Here is a 15022-nt window from a genome sequence, read left to right as displayed (position 1 = left end):
CGAGGCAGAGGGAGCAGGGCGCACCATGTCGTTCGACGAGGAATGGGCCGCAGCCCGGACCACCGCCGCCGCCAGCGTATCCATGCGGCTCAACCACGTTCCGGCCGAGCCCGGCGGTGGCGGCGGCGCCGACCTCGAGCTCAACCAGGACCACATCGGAGAAATCGGCTCCGAGGCCTACAAGCTCCACGCGCGGCTCTCCACGGACGGCAAACACGCCAATGCCTCCACCGCCGAGGCCGCCGCCGCGCTCACGCGCGAGCACTTCGCCAGCGGCGCCGCCCTGCTGAAGGTCAACACCCGCTGGGAGAGCCAGCTCAAGACCCTCGTCGCCGCCTGCGCGACCGTCTCCAACGGCCTGAACTACTCCCTCTCCTCCCACGACAAGGAGGAGCAGCAGCTGCACGCCGATTTCACGTCCTCCAAGATCGACCAGCTCCTCAAGTAAGGCGGCGGACACGTGCTGACGTACGAGAACGTGATGAACGCGCCCCTGGGCCCGCTCCAGACCGCGATCACCGACTGGGCCGCGATGGTCACGAAGCTGAACGAGCTGGCGGAGTCGGCGAGAAGCGGCATGAAGGCCAAGTCGGACAAGGCCCAGTGGAACGGCGTCACGGCGGGCGTCGGCCGCTCCTTCATCGACAAGACGGCCAAGGAGTTCGACGACGCGGCCCAGGAGGCCAAGGGCGTCCACCTCCTCCTCACCGACGGCCACGCCACCATCAAGGCCGCCCGGGACCAGCTCAAGAAGCTGGCCGAGGACGCCCCGGCCGCCGGCTTCCGCATCGACGAGAGCGGCCGCGTCTCCGCCATCCCCCTCACCGACCCACAGGACCAGCAGGCGGCCCGACACGACCCGGACTACCAGGCGAGCCTCCGCAAGAACCACGACCTGTGGCAGCAGCGGATCGACAGGGCCGTCGAGGACGCCCAGGACGCCGACGACTCCCTCGCACGCGCGCTCCAGGCCAACGTCACGGACGACAACAACTTCAGCGGACCGAAGTACAGCTCCCTGGACGCCGAACAGGTCGACCGCGCGGCCGCGTTGATGAAGAAGGTCACCGGGGAAGGCGGCACGGCACGGAACCCCGAGGCGTTGCGTGAGCTGGAGGACCTGCTCGACGACAACCGCGAGGACCCCGAGTTCGCGACGGGCTTCTACCGCACGATGGGCCCCGAGGGCACGCTCCAGGCGTACTCGAAGATGTCCCTGGACTCCACGGGCCTGGGCCCGGCCGGCGCGGACCGTGCGCTCATGGTGGGCAACATTCAGAGCGACCTCGGCGCGATGCTGGGCCTGGCCACGCACAAGGACGTCCCGAACCACCTCGACGCCGCCTGGACGAACCAGCTGATGAAGGCCGGCCACAAGCAACTGGACGTCGGTCTGACCACGAACGTCTACGGGTACCAGGCGCTGGGCTCGCTGATGCGCGAGGGCACGTACGACAAGGAGTTCCTGACGGCGGTCGGCCGCGACATGGTGGCGATGGACCGCAAGAACCCGGGGATCTGGGAGAACAGCACCCCCCTCGACCTGCAGATGAGTCTCAACCCCGGGGGCGATGACGGTCGCGGCTTCTACCCGCTGACCGGCCTGATGGAGGCCCTCGGCAACAACCCGGACGCGGCGACGGCCTTCTTCAACGAGCCGGTACGCGAGGACAGCAACGGCGACGGCATCGTCACCAAGGACGACAAGGCGGTCAAGGGGCAGCACGGACAGGCGCAGGGCATGGTCGATTACATGCTCGACAAGACGCCCTACGCGGACAGCTTCGACGCCACACGAACCGGAGAACAACACCCCGCACAGGAAGCGCTCGGCGGAGCCCTGGAGGCCGCGGTGTCGGGCCGGGCGACGGGCGACGACGACGCGAAGCCCGTACCGCACACCGCGGCGATGACGGACGTCATGGAGCGGGTCGTCGCGAAGATCGGCGACAAGCCGGAGCTGGTGGCAGGGGAGGACGGTCCTCTGAACGGACTGTCCGGTCACTTCGGCCAGATGGCCGCCGAATATATGCCGGATCTGCAGGCTTCCGCCGCGAACCATCCCGGCCACATCAAAGTCACCGGCGAGATGGCGGAGTTCAACAAGGCGGACACGGCGCGCTTCCTGGGGGCGGTTGGCCAGGATCCGGGAGCGTACGGCGCGATCACCAACGCCAACCAGGCCTTCACCGGGGTTCTCGTCAACGACGCCGTTGCGCACCGTGGTGAGAGCGGGGACCTGGGTTCGGCGATCGATAGCGCGGTTCATCCGGGTGCTCGGATCACAGGGATGCTGACCGAGGCCCGGGCCCAGAACCTGCACTCCGAGACGGCGCACAGCAACGAGGAATACACGAAGGGCGTCGAAGACGGCGCGAAATGGATCAACCGTGGCATTAACGCTGCCGGCGGCAAATACATCGAGTTGGTCCCGCTGGCCGGAGATGTCGTGGAGTGGGTCCAGGAGGACGTCACCGAGCACTTCACGGAAGACGCGGAGAAGAGGGCGGAGGACAAGACCGCCGCCACGGAGAAGAAGGTGGCGGTGATGTATGCCGCGGCCGAGGACGGTTCGAGCAGGGCGGCGGAGGCCGCCGTGAAGCACGCGACTGCCGGGACGGATCTGCCGGCGGCGTACGTCCAGACCTTGGCGACGTCCGCTTCCAAGGAGTCGGCCAACGGTCACTCCGTCGGCCGGGACCTGGTGGCGACGGCCGCCGGCCGGTCATGAGCGGAGGGGTGCACGGATGACGTGGGTCAGGACGGCGCGCATCGTGGTGCTCATCGCGGGCGCCGTGCTCGCGGCCGGGTGCGGAGGCTCGGACAACGGGGCGAAAGCCCCCGTGGTGAAGAATCCCGAGGCCGAGGCGAGGGAAGCCTGTCCCGGATTGCTCGACGCGGCGGCCGCGAAAGCTCTGATGCGGGTGCTTGACTCCGGCTATCTGGTTCCGGACGACGATCAGGCTGTAGGTGCATCTGCCATGCGCAAGGCCCTGGACGAGGTACGCCCCATTCCGGTGTGTCTGGCGACGGGACGGGTGGGGTCGGGCAGCAGGGTCGGTGAGATCCGGTTGAGACCAGGGCCCGTTGGGGATGGCGGCGTCGGAGTCCGGGTTGTGCGTAGGGAGAACGCGAGGGGTGTGTCCTTCGACTGCACGAGCTCCCGGTTCGGGTCCGGAGGTACCTTGCGGGTCACCACCACCTTCGAGGACCAGTGGGAGCGCGGTTCCTGGGATCCCAAACTCGGCAACGACTACCTCGTCATCGCGCACTCCGCCGCCCGCGGCATCGCCAAGGAGCTGGGCTGCCGCGACGGCGGCGGCTTGCCGGAGCAGGCTGCGGGGCTGCCCGCCGCGCCGTGAGGTCGCCGGACATGGCGCAGGCCGCTCGGGGGAGCGCCTGCCCCCGAGCGGCCTGCCGCGAAGCCGTGACCGGAATCGAACCGGCGTAACTCGCTTTGCAGGCGAGTCCCTCAACCACTCGGGCACACGGCTGGGTGGTGGTGATGGGTATGACCGTACGAGGCCGCGTGCGGGTGGGGAAGGGATGCGCGGGGGGTGCAATGCGACTGCCATGTCGCGTTCACAGTTCGGGGTCGGGGAGGGGCCGCGGAGGGGCGGGGTGACCTTTGGCCTAGGGCTTGCGGACGAGGGAGGATACGTCGTCGGGACAGGGTCGATATGTGGTCATGCCCCTTACTCTGAGGCGATGAGCGTTCTCCCGCAGCGAGCCACCGCACCTGTACCCGCACCCGTCCCGCCCCACCCGCAGGGCGGGATTTTCGGGGCCGCGTACCGGACGCTCAGCATCGGGATCATTTCGGTCATTTTTCTGATCGCCTTCGAAGCCACCGCCGTCGGGACCGCGATGCCCGTGGCCGCGCGGGAGCTGGAGGGGATCGGGCTCTACGCCTTCGCCTTCTCCGCCTACTTCACGACCAGCCTCTTCGGGATGGTGCTCTCCGGGCAGTGGGCCGACCGGCAGGGGCCGTTGCGGCCGCTGACCGTGGGGATCGGGGCCTTCGCCGCCGGGCTGGTGTGTTCCGGGACCGCCGGGACGATGTGGATCTTCGTGCTGGGGCGGGCCGTGCAGGGGTTCGGCGGCGGGCTCGTCATCGTGGCGCTGTACGTGGTGGTGAGCCGGGCCTACGAGGAGCGGCTGCGGCCCGCGATCATGGCGGCCTTCGCCGCGAGCTGGGTCGTGCCGTCGATCGTCGGGCCGTTGGCCGCGGGGACCGTCACCGAGCACCTCGGGTGGCGCTGGGTCTTCCTCGGGATACCCGCGCTGGTCTTCGTACCGCTCGTGGTGGCGCTGCCGGCGATACGGCGGAGCGCGTCGGGGCCGGTGGATCCCGAGGCTGCGCCCGTGGCGTTCGACCGGCGGCGGATCCGGCTCGCCCTCGGGATCTCGGCGGGTGCGGGGCTGCTGCAGTACGCCGCGCAGGATCTGAGGTGGCTGTCGCTGGTGCCGGGGCTGGCCGGGGCCGCTCTGCTGGTGCCCGCCGTGCTGGGGCTGCTGCCGCGCGGGACCTACCGGGCGCGGCGCGGGCTGCCGTCGGTGGTGCTGCTGCGGGGTGTGGCGGCGGGGTCGTTCATCGCGGCGGAGAGCTTCGTCCCGCTGATGCTGGTCACCCAGCGGGGGCTGAGTCCGACGCTGGCCGGGTTCTCGCTCGCGTTGGGCGGGGTGACCTGGGCGCTGGGCTCGTGGGTGCAGTCGAAGGGGCGGATGGTGCCGCACCGGGAGCGGCTGATGGTGCTGGGCATGGTCATGGTCGCGGCGGCCGTGGCCGGGGCGCCGGCGGTGCTGGTGGAGTGGGTGCCGGTGTGGACGCTGGCGCTGGTGTGGGCGCTGGGGTGTCTGGGGATGGGGCTGGTGATCGGCTCCACGAGCGTGCTGCTGCTGAAGCTGTCGGCGCCGGAGGAGGCGGGGGCGAACTCCGCCGCGCTGCAGATCTCGGACGCGCTGGCCAATGTGGTGCTGCTGGCGGCGGGCGGCGCGGCCTTCGCCGCGCTGGGCGGGGGCGCGGTGGGCGCGGCGCACTCCGTGGCGGAGGGGGGCGGTGCGTCGCATCCGGCGGCCTTCGTGGTGGTCTTCCTGCCGATGGCCTGCGTGGCGCTGGTGGGGGCCTGGGTCGCCACCCGGCTGGATGTGCGACCGGCGACCCCGGTCGCGAAAGCCGGCTGACACCGGCTGACACCGGCTGGTACCGCGCGGTACCATCGACTCATGGCTGGTCTCAACGTCAGGTTCACCGAAGAAGAGCTGGACGCCCTGCGCGAGCGCGCCGAGGCGGAGGGCCGCAGCATGCAGTCCTTCGCCCACGAGGCGGTGATCAGGGCCATAAACGAACACTCCCGGCTGTTCAACGAGGCGGCCGAGCACGTCCTGAAGGTCAGCGGCGAGCTGAACCGGAGGCTTGCGTGACCCATTACCTGACCCTGCCCGAGGTGCTGAACCTCGCGGAGCGGCTCGGGACCAGTGAGGTGCGCGACTTCGGGCTGCTCGACTCGGCGCTCGCGCGCCCCCAGTCGAGCGTGTTCGGTCAGGACGCCTACCCGGACATCTGGGAGAAGGCCGCCGCGCTGATGGAGTCGCTCGCCCGAAACCACGGCCTGGTGGACGGCAACAAGCGCATCGCCTGGTACGCGACCTGGGTCTTCCTCCACATGAACGGCCACCCCCTGGACGCCGGCTTCGATGTCGACGAGGCCGAGAGCTTCGTGCTGGCCGTGTGCCAGGGCTCGCTGGACGTACCCAAGATCGCCGCGCAGCTACCGCGGTTCGCTCGCTGACCCGCCGATGTGACGCTCACCGCACGCGCCGAGGTCACGGGCCTGTCCCTCCGCGAGGGGCGGGCCCGTGCCGGTAAGGTGGCCCGGTTGTCCTACGTACGACTGCCCGTGCCAGTAGATACGCCGAGAGCCCGAACCGGAGACCGTGACTACTACCGCCTCCCACCACCTCTCACCCGCCTTCCCCGGCCGCGCGCCGTGGGGTACCGCCAGCGCCCTGCGAGCTTGGCAGCAGGGTGCGCTGGACCGGTACCTGGAGACCCAGCCCCGCGACTTCCTCGCCGTCGCCACCCCCGGCGCGGGCAAGACCACCTTCGCGCTGACCCTCGCCTCGTGGCTGCTCCACCACCACGTGGTGCAGCAGGTGACCGTCGTCGCGCCGACCGAGCACCTCAAGAAGCAGTGGGCGGAAGCCGCCGCCCGGATAGGCATCCGGCTGGACCCGGAGTACTCCGCCGGTCCGCTCAGCAAGGACTACCACGGCGTCGCGATCACGTACGCGGGTGTGGGCGTGCGGCCGATGCTGCACCGCAACCGGTGCGAGCAGCGCAAGACCCTGGTGATCCTCGACGAGATCCACCATGCCGGTGACTCCAAGTCCTGGGGCGAGGCCTGCCTCGAAGCCTTCGACCCGGCGACCCGGCGGCTCGCGCTGACCGGCACGCCCTTCCGGTCCGATACGAACCCGATCCCCTTCGTGGCGTACGAGGAGGGGAACGACGGGATCCGGCGGTCCTCCGCCGACTACACCTACGGCTACGGGAACGCGCTCGGCGACGGCGTCGTCCGGCCGGTCATCTTCCTCTCCTACAGCGGCAACATGCGCTGGCGCACCAAGGCGGGCGACGAGATCGCCGCGCGCCTCGGCGAGCCGATGACCAAGGACGCCATCTCCCAGGCCTGGCGCACCGCGCTGGACGCGCGCGGGGACTGGATGCCGAACGTGCTGCGCGCCGCCGACCAACGGCTGACCGAGGTCAGGAAGGGCATCCCGGACGCGGGCGGGCTCGTCATCGCCGCCGACCAGGACTCGGCGCGCGCGTACGCCAAGCTGATCCGCGAGATCACGGGGACCAAGGCCACCGTCGTACTGTCCGACGACACGGGCGCCTCGAAGCGGATCGACGAGTTCGCCGCGAGCAACGACCGCTGGATGGTCGCCGTCCGCATGGTGTCCGAGGGCGTCGACGTACCGAGGCTCGCGGTCGGCGTGTACGCCACCACCATCTCGACCCCGCTGTTCTTCGCGCAGGCCGTCGGGCGCTTCGTGCGTTCGCGCAGGCGCGGCGAGACGGCCTCGGTGTTCCTGCCGACCATTCCCTACCTGCTGGGCTTCGCGAACGAGATGGAAGTCGAGCGCGACCACGTCCTCGACAAGCCGAAGAAGCAGGGCGAGGAGGACCCGTACGCCGACTCCGAGAAGGAGATGGAGGAGGCGAACAAGCAGGAGGACGAGGACACCGGCGACGAGGAGCAGATGTCCTTCGAGGCGCTGGAGTCCGACGCCGTCTTCGACCGGGTCCTGTACGACGGCGCCGAATTCGGCATGCAGGCGCACCCGGGCAGCGAGGAGGAGCAGGACTACCTCGGCATCCCGGGCCTGCTGGAGCCGGACCAGGTGCAGATGCTGCTCCAGAAGCGGCAGTCGCGGCAGATCGCGCACAGCAAGCGCAAGCCGGACTCGGAGGCGGACCTGCTGGAGCTGCCGGCCGACCGGCGGCCGGTGGTCTCGCACAAGGAACTGCTGGAGCTGCGGAAGTCGCTGAACACGATGGTGGGCGCGTACGTCCACCAGAGCGGCAAACCGCACGGGGTGATCCACACGGAGCTGCGCCGCGTGTGCGGCGGGCCGCCGAGCGCGGAAGCCACGGCGGGACAGCTGCGGGAGCGGATCAAGAAGGTCCAGGAGTGGGCCACCCGCATGCGGTGATTTCCTACGGAATGTGCGGCGGGGGTCGCGCGGATGTTCGTACGGCCCCCCGCCCGCCCCGGCCTCGTACCGGCATCGGGTCACCCGTGGTGAGGCCGTCCGGGAGCCCTTCGGGCGATGCACCGGTCTCAAGGTGGCGTCGAGACTCCGGAGGTCACGAAATGACAGCTACCCCGGTTCACAACCGGCATAAATCGGCAGTAGGCGCCCGGATTCTGGACGAGCCCTTCCGCTGAGCGGACCAGCTCGCTACTGTCCCCGCATCGAACGCCCCGTGGCAGCGCCGCTGCGGGAGCGCAGCCGGTGCCATGGCCGCTACCGGCGGCCTCTCCGTGCGTCGCCGAGGGACCGGCGGCGCTGTATCCAGAGAGTCACCGCCGCCCACCGAAAGAGGGAGAGGCGTCGTGACCGCGGAAACCTCCCAGACTCTCGACCGAGGACTCCGAGTTCTCAAACTGCTCGCCGACACCGACCACGGTCTGACCGTCACCGAGCTCTCCAACCGCCTCGGTGTGAACCGCACCGTGGTCTACCGCCTCCTGGCCACCCTCGAACAGCACGCCCTGGTCCGCCGCGACCTCGGCGGCCGCGCCCGCGTCGGGCTCGGCGTGCTGCGCCTGGGCCGGCAGGTGCACCCGCTGGTGCGCGAGGCGGCCCTGCCGGCGCTGCGCTCCCTCGCCGAGGACATAGGCGCCACCGCGCACCTGACCCTCGTGGACGGAACCGAAGCGCTCGCCGTGGCCGTCGTGGAGCCGACCTGGACCGACTACCACGTCGCGTACCGGCCCGGCTTCCGCCACCCGCTCGATCGCGGGGCCGCCGGCCGGGCCATCCTGGCCGCCCGTCAGGGCACGCTCACCGAGCCCGGCTACACGATCACCCGCGGGGAGCTCGAAGCGGGCGCCAGCGGGGCCGCGGCGCCTCTCGTGGGCATCACGGGGCTGGAGGGCAGCGTGGGCGTGGTGATGCTGGCCGACGCCGTACCCGAGCGGGTCGGCCCGCGCGTGGTGGACGCCGCCCGCGAGGTGGCCGACGCCCTGCGCTGAGCCGCGCGGGACCCGCTTGCCCCATCGGAACACCGGAACACCGAGCCGCGCCCCCGTCCACCGGGGGCGCGGCTCGACCCGTTGGCGGGGGGCCACGCTAGATTGGCCGGGTGCTCTCTCGCCTCACACGTCTGCCGCGTCCCGCCGCCCTCGCCGTCTGCGCCGTGCCCGTGCTCGCGCTGTTCGCCGTCGCGGCCGCCGCACCGCTGCCCTTCGTGATCGCGCAGCCCGGCCTCACGGCCGACGTGCTCGGCTCCCGCGACGGCAAGCAGGTCATCGTCGTCACGGGGGCGCCCACCCGGGAGACCACGGGCCAGCTGCGGATGACCACCATCCAGGCCACCGGGCCCTCCACCTCCGTCGCCCTGCCCGAGCTGGTCGGGGACTGGTTCGACACCACCCGTGCGGTCATGCCCCGGGAGGCCGTGTACCCGTCGGGTGGAAGCGACAAGCAGATCGAGGAACACAACCTGGAGGAGATGACCAAGTCGCAGTCCTCGGCCTCCGAGGCGGCGCTCGGCTACCTCCACAAGGACCCGAAGGACGTCAAGGTCGAGCTGAACCTCGCCGACGTCGGCGGCCCGAGCGCCGGGCTGCTCTTCTCCCTCGGCATCGTCGACAAGCTCGACGGGAACGGCAGCGGCGGCGACCTCACCGGCGGCCGCACCATCGCCGGTACCGGCACCATCGACGCGGACGGCAAGGTCGGCGCGGTCGGCGGGGTGGCCCTGAAGACTCAGGCCGCCCGGCGCGACGGGGCGAGCGTGTTCCTCGTACCGGCGGCGGAGTGCTCGGACGCGCGGTCCGAACTCCCCGAGGGGCTCCGGCTGGTCCCCGTCACCTCGCTGACGGATGCGGTGAACGCTCTGCGGGCTCTGCAGAAGGGCGAGTCGGTTCCGTCCTGCTGACCTCGGCGGCCTCCAGGCCGCGCCAGGCCGGGAACACCACCGGGGAGAGCGTGGTGAGCAGGTAGAGGCTGCCGAAGACCAGCAGGGCCCGCGTCACCCCGAACCCGTCGACGAGCAGCCCGGCGGCCAGCCCGCCCAGCGGCATCGTCAGCTCGCAGCCGGCCGTGGTCACCCCCGCGACCCGGCTGCGCAGGGCCTCCGGGACCTTCTCCAGCATCACCGTGGTCAGGATCGGGTTGAGGACGCCCGCGCCCAGTCCCGACAGCGCCATGGTCACCGCGAGCGGCAGCGGGGTGTCGGTGAAGGCGGCGACGAAGTAGCGGGGGGCTCCGCATATGAGGAAGGCCGCCGCGAACACCGTCCTACGGGGGAACCGTGCTCCCCACGCTCCGTAGAGCAGGGCCCCCAGCAGGGCGAAGCCGCCGAACAGGGAGATCATCAGGCCCAGGGTGGTGGCGCCGCCGAGGGCTTCGCGGCCGTGCACGGGCAGCAGCACCGAGGACCAGCCCTGGTCGATGCCGTTGGTCATCATCACCATCGCGGTGATGCCGAGCAGCAGCGGAGTGCGGGTCAGGAACCGCCAGCCTTCGCCGAGTTCGGCCCGGTATCCGGCGAGCGAGACCTTCCCGGCGGCCTTCTGCGGCTCGGCGGCCGGCACCCCGCGCAGGAAGGCCGCGACCAGCAGGGCCGATATCCCGAAGGTGGCCGCGTCGAGGACCAGGACGGACCCGGCGCCGACCGTGGTGATCAGTACGCCGGCCAGCGCGGCCCCGATCATGCGGGCCCCGCGCGAGACGGCGTCGTAGAGGCTGGCGGCGCGGGCGACGGTGGTGCCGGCGTGCTCGGCGAGGTGGGGGAGCAGGACGTAGCGCGCGGTCATTCCGGGGGTGTGGACGAGCCCGCCGACGGCCATCAGCGCGCACAGCATCCAGAACTCCAGGAGCCCGGCGTAGTGCAGCAGGGGTATCGCGCCGACGGTCAGTGCGCAGATCAGGTCGGAGGCGGCGGAGACCCGGCGGCGGCCGAGCCGGTCGATGACCGGACCGCCGACGAGGGCGGCCACGACCACGGGCAGGGTGGCGCAGAAGGCGACGATCCCGGCCCGGCCGGCGCTGCCCGTGGTCTGGAGCACGAACCAGGGGACGCCGATCAGGGTGAGCGAACTGCCCGCGATGGAAATGGTGTTGGCGGCGAGGACGGCGAGGAAGGGGCGGCGGCTCATGCAGTGCCGCCGTACGCCTGCTGGTACGGGACGCGGGTGATGCGGGCGTGCAGGTGGGCGGGGCGTATCAGCCGGATCCCGGCGGCGATCAGGGCCTCGCCGAGCCGGTCGCGCAGGGCGGGCCCCGAGGGGGCGAGCGGGGTGGCCAGGGCCGCTGCCCGTCCCAGGCGCCAGGCGGCGGCCTCGGCGGTGCGGGTGGCGTGGAGCCCGGAATGGATCTCGTCGTGGGTGAAGGCGTGCATGGCAGGACTCCCTCGGGTGTGGTGCGGTTACTCGCTGACGCGGCGGGGGAAGGCGTGCGTGTGGAAGCGGACCGCTTCCATGCCCTCTTCCGGCGGCAGATCGCGGTAGCTGTTGACCAGGTCGTGCATCTTGAGGATCAGCTCGTGGCTCTGCGCGGCGGTGAGTTGCAGGGTGAAGTCGCTGAGGTCGGAGCCCCGGCGCCACTCCACCGACCAGTTGTGGGTCTGGCCCAGCCAGTTGCTCAGCTCCTGCGTGTGGATCTTCATGATCTCGGCCAGGAAGACCTCGGCCGCGCCACGGGTGGCCGGGTCCTCGTCGAAGACCAGGGACTCGTCGAACGCCGTGCCGTCGTGGGCGGCCCGCCACCAGCGCTCGCGGCCCTTGCCGTGTCCGGGCGCGTCCTCGACGAACCCGTGCGCGGCCAGCTGGCGCAGGTGGTAGCTGGTGGCCCCGCTGGACTCGCCGAGCCGCTCCGCGAGTTGGGAGGCCGTGGCCGGACCGTCGTTGCGCAGGGCGCCGAGCAGGCGGATGCGCAGCGGATGGGCCAGACCGCGCAGCGACTGGGCGTCGAGCAGGCGTACCTCGGGTTCGGCGGGCTTGGAGGGGCGGGCGGGCTCGGAGGGTTCGGGAGGGACGGGCGGTCCGGCGGCTTCGGCGTTCTTCTCGGGCATGCCTCAACAGTAGAGTTGCAAAGAAGTCTATGCAAGGGTTTCTTTGCAACTACTTCTTTGCATCCGTTCCTTTGGAACTCAGCCCTCCTTGATGAACCCCTCCCCGACCAGCCACTCCTTCGCCACGTCGTGCGGGTCCCGCCCCTCCACGTCCACCATCGCGTTGAGCCGCTGCGCGGTCTGCGTCGTCAGCCGCTTCGTCACCGGGTCCAGCAGCCCCGCGATCGCCGGGTGTTCGGCCAGGGTCCTGGCGTGCAGTTCGGGCGCCGCGTTGTAGTTGGGGAAGAAGTGCCGGTCGTCCACGAGCGTGTCCAGGTCCATGGCCTTGATCCGGCCGTCCGTGGTGAAGGCCTCGCCCAGCAGGCAGGAGTCGGACTTCGAGACCTGGGTGTAGATGATCCCGGCGTCCATCTTCATGACGTTGCCCGCCGGGATCTTCATCCCGTACGCCTTCTCCATCCCCGGCAGCCCGTCCTCGCGCGAGGCGAACTCGTTCTCCACGCAGACGGTCACCGCCGACGGGTTCTCGTTCGACAGCCTCGCCACGTCCGACATCGTCTTCAGCCCGTACTTGGCGTTGTTCTTCTTGCTGATGGCCAGCGTGTACGTGTTGTTGAGCGTGGACGGGGGCAGCCAGGCCACCCCGTTCCTCACGTCCGCGTCCCGCACGGCCTCCCACTGCTTGTACGGGTCCTCGATCGGCTTGTCGTGGCCCAGGTAGGTGATCCAGGCCGTGCCCGTGTACTCGTACATCGCGTCCGCGTCGCCCTGTCGGACGGCCTCGCGCGCGCTGATCGAGCCGGGCAGGTTGGTGCGGTCGAGCACCTCCGCCCCGGCGGCCTTGAAGACCAGGCCGATCATCTGGCCGAGGATGATGTTCTCGCTGAAGTTCTTCGAAGTGACCGTGAGCGAGGCGCCCTTGAGGGGCAGTCCCTGCCCGACCGAGCCGGGTACGACGTCGTCCACCATCGGCGATCCGCTCTTGAGGCCGCAGCCCCCGAGCGTCACCGCCAGCAGCGGCAGCAGGGCCGCCGAGACCGCGGCCGTCCGCACTGCGGCGAGCTTGTGCATCTACGCCTCCAGCCCGCGCGGGGTCAGGACCGTCTCGGCGAGCGAGGCCAGCCAGTCCACGAACAGGGCGAGGGCCACCGTCAGCACCGAGCCCAGCACCAGCACCGGCATCCGCTGCGTCTGGATCCCGGAGGTGATCAGGTCGCCCAGGCCGCCACCGCCGCCGAAGGTGGCCAGGGTCGCGGTGCCGACGTTGAGGACGAGGGCGGTCCGCACGCCTGCCAGGATCAGCGGGACGGCCAGCGGCAGTTCCACCTTGGCCAGCGTCCCCATGGAGGACATCCCGATCCCGCGGGCGGCCTCCACCAGCTGCGGGTCGATGGCCCGCAGCCCGGCGACGGTGTTCGACAGCACGGGCAGGACGGCGTAGGCCACCATGCCGATGATCGCGGTCGACGGGCCGATGCCGAGCCAGATGACCAGCAGGGCCAGCAGTCCGATGGCGGGCGTGGCCTGCCCGATGTTGGCGATCGCGGTGACCAGCGGGGCCGCCCTGCGCAGGCCGCGCCGGGTGAGGGCGATGCCGAGCGGGATCGCGATGACCAGCACCCAGAAGGTGGAGACGGCGGTGAGCTTCACGTGCTGCCACAGCCGGAGCTGGACGTTGCCGCCCGCGAGGGAGTTCTCGGCGATCGTGTCGAGGGTGGTGTTGGTGATCCACAGGTAGGTGGCCAGCAGCACCAGCGCGAGCACCAGCGGCAGGGTCACCAGCTTGGCCCAGGTGATCCGCGACGCGCGCCGGGGCGGCGCGGAGGGCTCCTGCCGCGGTTCGACGAGCTCCTCGTCGCGGAAGACGACGCCCCTGACCTCGTGTTCACCCGGCGGGCGTTCGGGGGTGAGCGGATTCCTCGGGCTCATGAGTCGGCCGTGCCGTCGTCCGTCAGCCCCTCCAGGTCCCGCTCGACGCGGTGGTGGCGCAGTTCCTCCAGGTCGTGCGCGTGCTCGGCGGCCGCCAGCCGGTCGGCCTCCAGCATTTCGTGGACGGAGTTCATCAAGGTCTCCATGTCCACGACCCCGATGTACTCGCCGCGCCGCCCGGTCACGGCGACCCGGCCGCCGCTGTCGATGAGGACCGCCTCCAGGGCGTCGTGCAGGGTCGCGTCCCGGGTCACCGTGTCGTGCACGAGCTGACCGGCCCGTGCGAGGGAGCCCTTGGCGCGCATGAGGTCGCCGCGGCGCAGCCATTTGTACGGGCGCCCGCGCCGGTCCAGCATCAAGAGCTCGTTGCCCTGGCCGGTGCGCAGGGTGTTGAAGATCTGCTGGAGCGGATCGTCCACGGACACGGTCGGGAAGTCGGCGATCTCCACGTCCCGCACGCGGGTCAGGTTGAGCCGTTTGAGGGCCGCGCCGGCCCCGACGAATCCGGAGACGAAGTCGTCGGCGGGGTTGGTGAGGATGGCCTCGGGGGTGTCGAACTGCGCGATGTGCGAGCGCTCGCGCAGGACGGCGATCCGGTCGCCGAGCTTGATGGCCTCGTCGAAGTCGTGGGTGACGAAGACGATCGTCTTGTGCAGTTCGTGCTGGAGCCGGATCAGCTCGTCCTGGAGGTGGTCGCGGGTGATGGGGTCGACGGCGCCGAAGGGCTCGTCCATCAGCAGGACGGGCGGATCGGCGGCCAGGGCCCGCGCCACGCCCACGCGCTGCTGCTGGCCGCCGGAGAGCTGGCGCGGGTAGCGGCCGTGGAACTCGCGGGGGTCCAGGCCGACCAGGTCGAGCATCTCCTCCACCCGGTCCTTGACCCGCGACTTGGACCAGCCGGTCATCTTCGGGACCAGGGCGATGTTCTCGGCCACCGTCATGTGCGGGAAGAGCCCGGAGGACTGGATCGCGTACCCGATCTTGCGCCGCAGCTTGACCGGGTCCATGTCGGTGACGTCCTCGTCGCCGATCCGGATCCGGCCGGAGGTGGGCTCGATCAGCCGGTTGATCATCTTGAGGGTGGTGGACTTCCCGCAGCCGGAGGGACCGACGAAGACCACGGTCTCGCCCGCCTTGATCTCCATCGAGACGTCGTCGACGGAGGGGTTGGGGTTGCCCGGGTAGCGCTTGGTGAGGTTCTCCAGCTGGATGGTGGCGCCGGAGGTGGCGTGGGTCTTGTGCGTCGGTTCGGTCGTCGCCGTCGGCTCGGACACGGATTCC

At 70.7% G+C, this 15022-nt stretch carries 15 protein-coding genes and 1 tRNA gene; 9 read left to right on the top strand and 7 right to left on the bottom strand.

Going from position 1 to position 15022, the window contains the following annotated elements:
* Positions 1–25 precede the first annotated feature (25 nt).
* The 3 genes from OG490_RS14000 (at position 26) to OG490_RS13990 (ending at position 3362) form a co-directional block, all read left to right on the top strand.
* A complete protein-coding gene (locus OG490_RS14000) occupies positions 26–448 on the top strand; it encodes a hypothetical protein (protein WP_330296619.1) in 423 nt (140 codons plus the stop codon).
* Between the two features lie 12 nt (positions 449–460).
* Positions 461–2731: a hypothetical protein gene (locus tag OG490_RS13995; RefSeq protein ID WP_330296618.1), complete on the top strand. Its 2271-nt coding sequence runs from the start codon at positions 461–463 to the stop codon at positions 2729–2731.
* Between the two features lie 454 nt (positions 2732–3185).
* On the top strand, positions 3186–3362 hold the full coding sequence (locus tag OG490_RS13990) for a hypothetical protein (protein ID WP_330296617.1): 177 nt from the start codon (positions 3186–3188) through the stop codon (positions 3360–3362).
* Positions 3363–3422: 60 nt separating this feature from the next.
* Here the strand turns inward: OG490_RS13990 and OG490_RS13985 are convergent.
* Positions 3423–3494, bottom strand: a tRNA-Cys gene (locus OG490_RS13985).
* Positions 3495–3708: 214 nt separating this feature from the next.
* On the opposite strand from OG490_RS13985, the gene OG490_RS13980 reads away from it, so the two are divergent.
* From OG490_RS13980 to OG490_RS13955, 6 genes are all read left to right on the top strand, one after another.
* A complete protein-coding gene (locus OG490_RS13980) occupies positions 3709–5184 on the top strand; it encodes an MFS transporter (RefSeq protein WP_330296616.1) in 1476 nt (491 codons plus the stop codon).
* A 42-nt stretch (positions 5185–5226) separates the two neighbouring features.
* Positions 5227–5424 carry a plasmid mobilization protein gene (locus tag OG490_RS13975; protein WP_053702279.1) on the top strand — a complete coding sequence of 66 codons (198 nt, stop codon included), beginning with the start codon at positions 5227–5229 and terminating at the stop codon, positions 5422–5424.
* Positions 5421–5792: a type II toxin-antitoxin system death-on-curing family toxin gene (locus OG490_RS13970; protein WP_330296615.1), complete on the top strand. Its 372-nt coding sequence runs from the start codon at positions 5421–5423 to the stop codon at positions 5790–5792. Before OG490_RS13975 ends, OG490_RS13970 begins: the two co-directional genes overlap by 4 nt.
* A 145-nt stretch (positions 5793–5937) precedes the next feature.
* Positions 5938–7722 carry a DEAD/DEAH box helicase gene (locus tag OG490_RS13965; RefSeq protein WP_330296614.1) on the top strand — a complete coding sequence of 595 codons (1785 nt, stop codon included), beginning with the start codon at positions 5938–5940 and terminating at the stop codon, positions 7720–7722.
* A gap of 404 nt (positions 7723–8126) precedes the next feature.
* The gene (locus OG490_RS13960; RefSeq protein WP_330296613.1) at positions 8127–8768 is read left to right on the top strand and encodes an IclR family transcriptional regulator; all 642 of its coding nucleotides are present in this window, start codon (positions 8127–8129) and stop codon (positions 8766–8768) included.
* A 110-nt stretch (positions 8769–8878) separates the two neighbouring features.
* Positions 8879–9676, top strand: coding sequence for a S16 family serine protease (locus OG490_RS13955; protein WP_330296612.1), 798 nt, complete (start codon positions 8879–8881; stop codon positions 9674–9676).
* On the opposite strand, the gene OG490_RS13950 is transcribed toward OG490_RS13955, so the two are convergent.
* The 6 genes from OG490_RS13950 to OG490_RS13925 form a co-directional block, all read right to left on the bottom strand.
* Positions 9606–10898 carry an MFS transporter gene (locus tag OG490_RS13950; protein WP_330296611.1) on the bottom strand — a complete coding sequence of 431 codons (1293 nt, stop codon included), beginning with the start codon at positions 10896–10898 and terminating at the stop codon, positions 9606–9608. The genes OG490_RS13955 and OG490_RS13950 overlap by 71 nt on opposite strands.
* Positions 10895–11140, bottom strand: a complete 246-nt coding sequence (locus tag OG490_RS13945) for a hypothetical protein (protein ID WP_330296610.1) — start codon at positions 11138–11140, stop codon at positions 10895–10897. Before OG490_RS13945 ends, OG490_RS13950 begins: the two co-directional genes overlap by 4 nt.
* Positions 11141–11167: 27 nt before the next feature.
* Positions 11168–11812, bottom strand: coding sequence for an ArsR/SmtB family transcription factor (locus OG490_RS13940; RefSeq protein ID WP_330296609.1), 645 nt, complete (start codon positions 11810–11812; stop codon positions 11168–11170).
* 78 nt (positions 11813–11890) lie between these two features.
* Positions 11891–12883 carry a glycine betaine ABC transporter substrate-binding protein gene (locus OG490_RS13935; protein WP_330296608.1) on the bottom strand — a complete coding sequence of 331 codons (993 nt, stop codon included), beginning with the start codon at positions 12881–12883 and terminating at the stop codon, positions 11891–11893.
* The gene (locus OG490_RS13930; RefSeq protein WP_330296607.1) at positions 12884–13741 is read right to left on the bottom strand and encodes an ABC transporter permease; all 858 of its coding nucleotides are present in this window, start codon (positions 13739–13741) and stop codon (positions 12884–12886) included.
* A complete protein-coding gene (locus tag OG490_RS13925; protein ID WP_330296606.1) occupies positions 13738–15015 on the bottom strand; it encodes a betaine/proline/choline family ABC transporter ATP-binding protein in 1278 nt (425 codons plus the stop codon). Before OG490_RS13925 ends, OG490_RS13930 begins: the two co-directional genes overlap by 4 nt.
* Between the last annotated feature and the right edge of the window lie 7 nt (positions 15016–15022).

It is taken from the genome of Streptomyces sp. NBC_00503 (assembly GCF_036346895.1).
GTDB lineage: Bacteria > Actinomycetota > Actinomycetes > Streptomycetales > Streptomycetaceae > Streptomyces.
The sequence above is the reverse complement of the archived record's forward strand: the minus strand, read 5'-3'. Positions and strand labels throughout refer to the sequence as shown.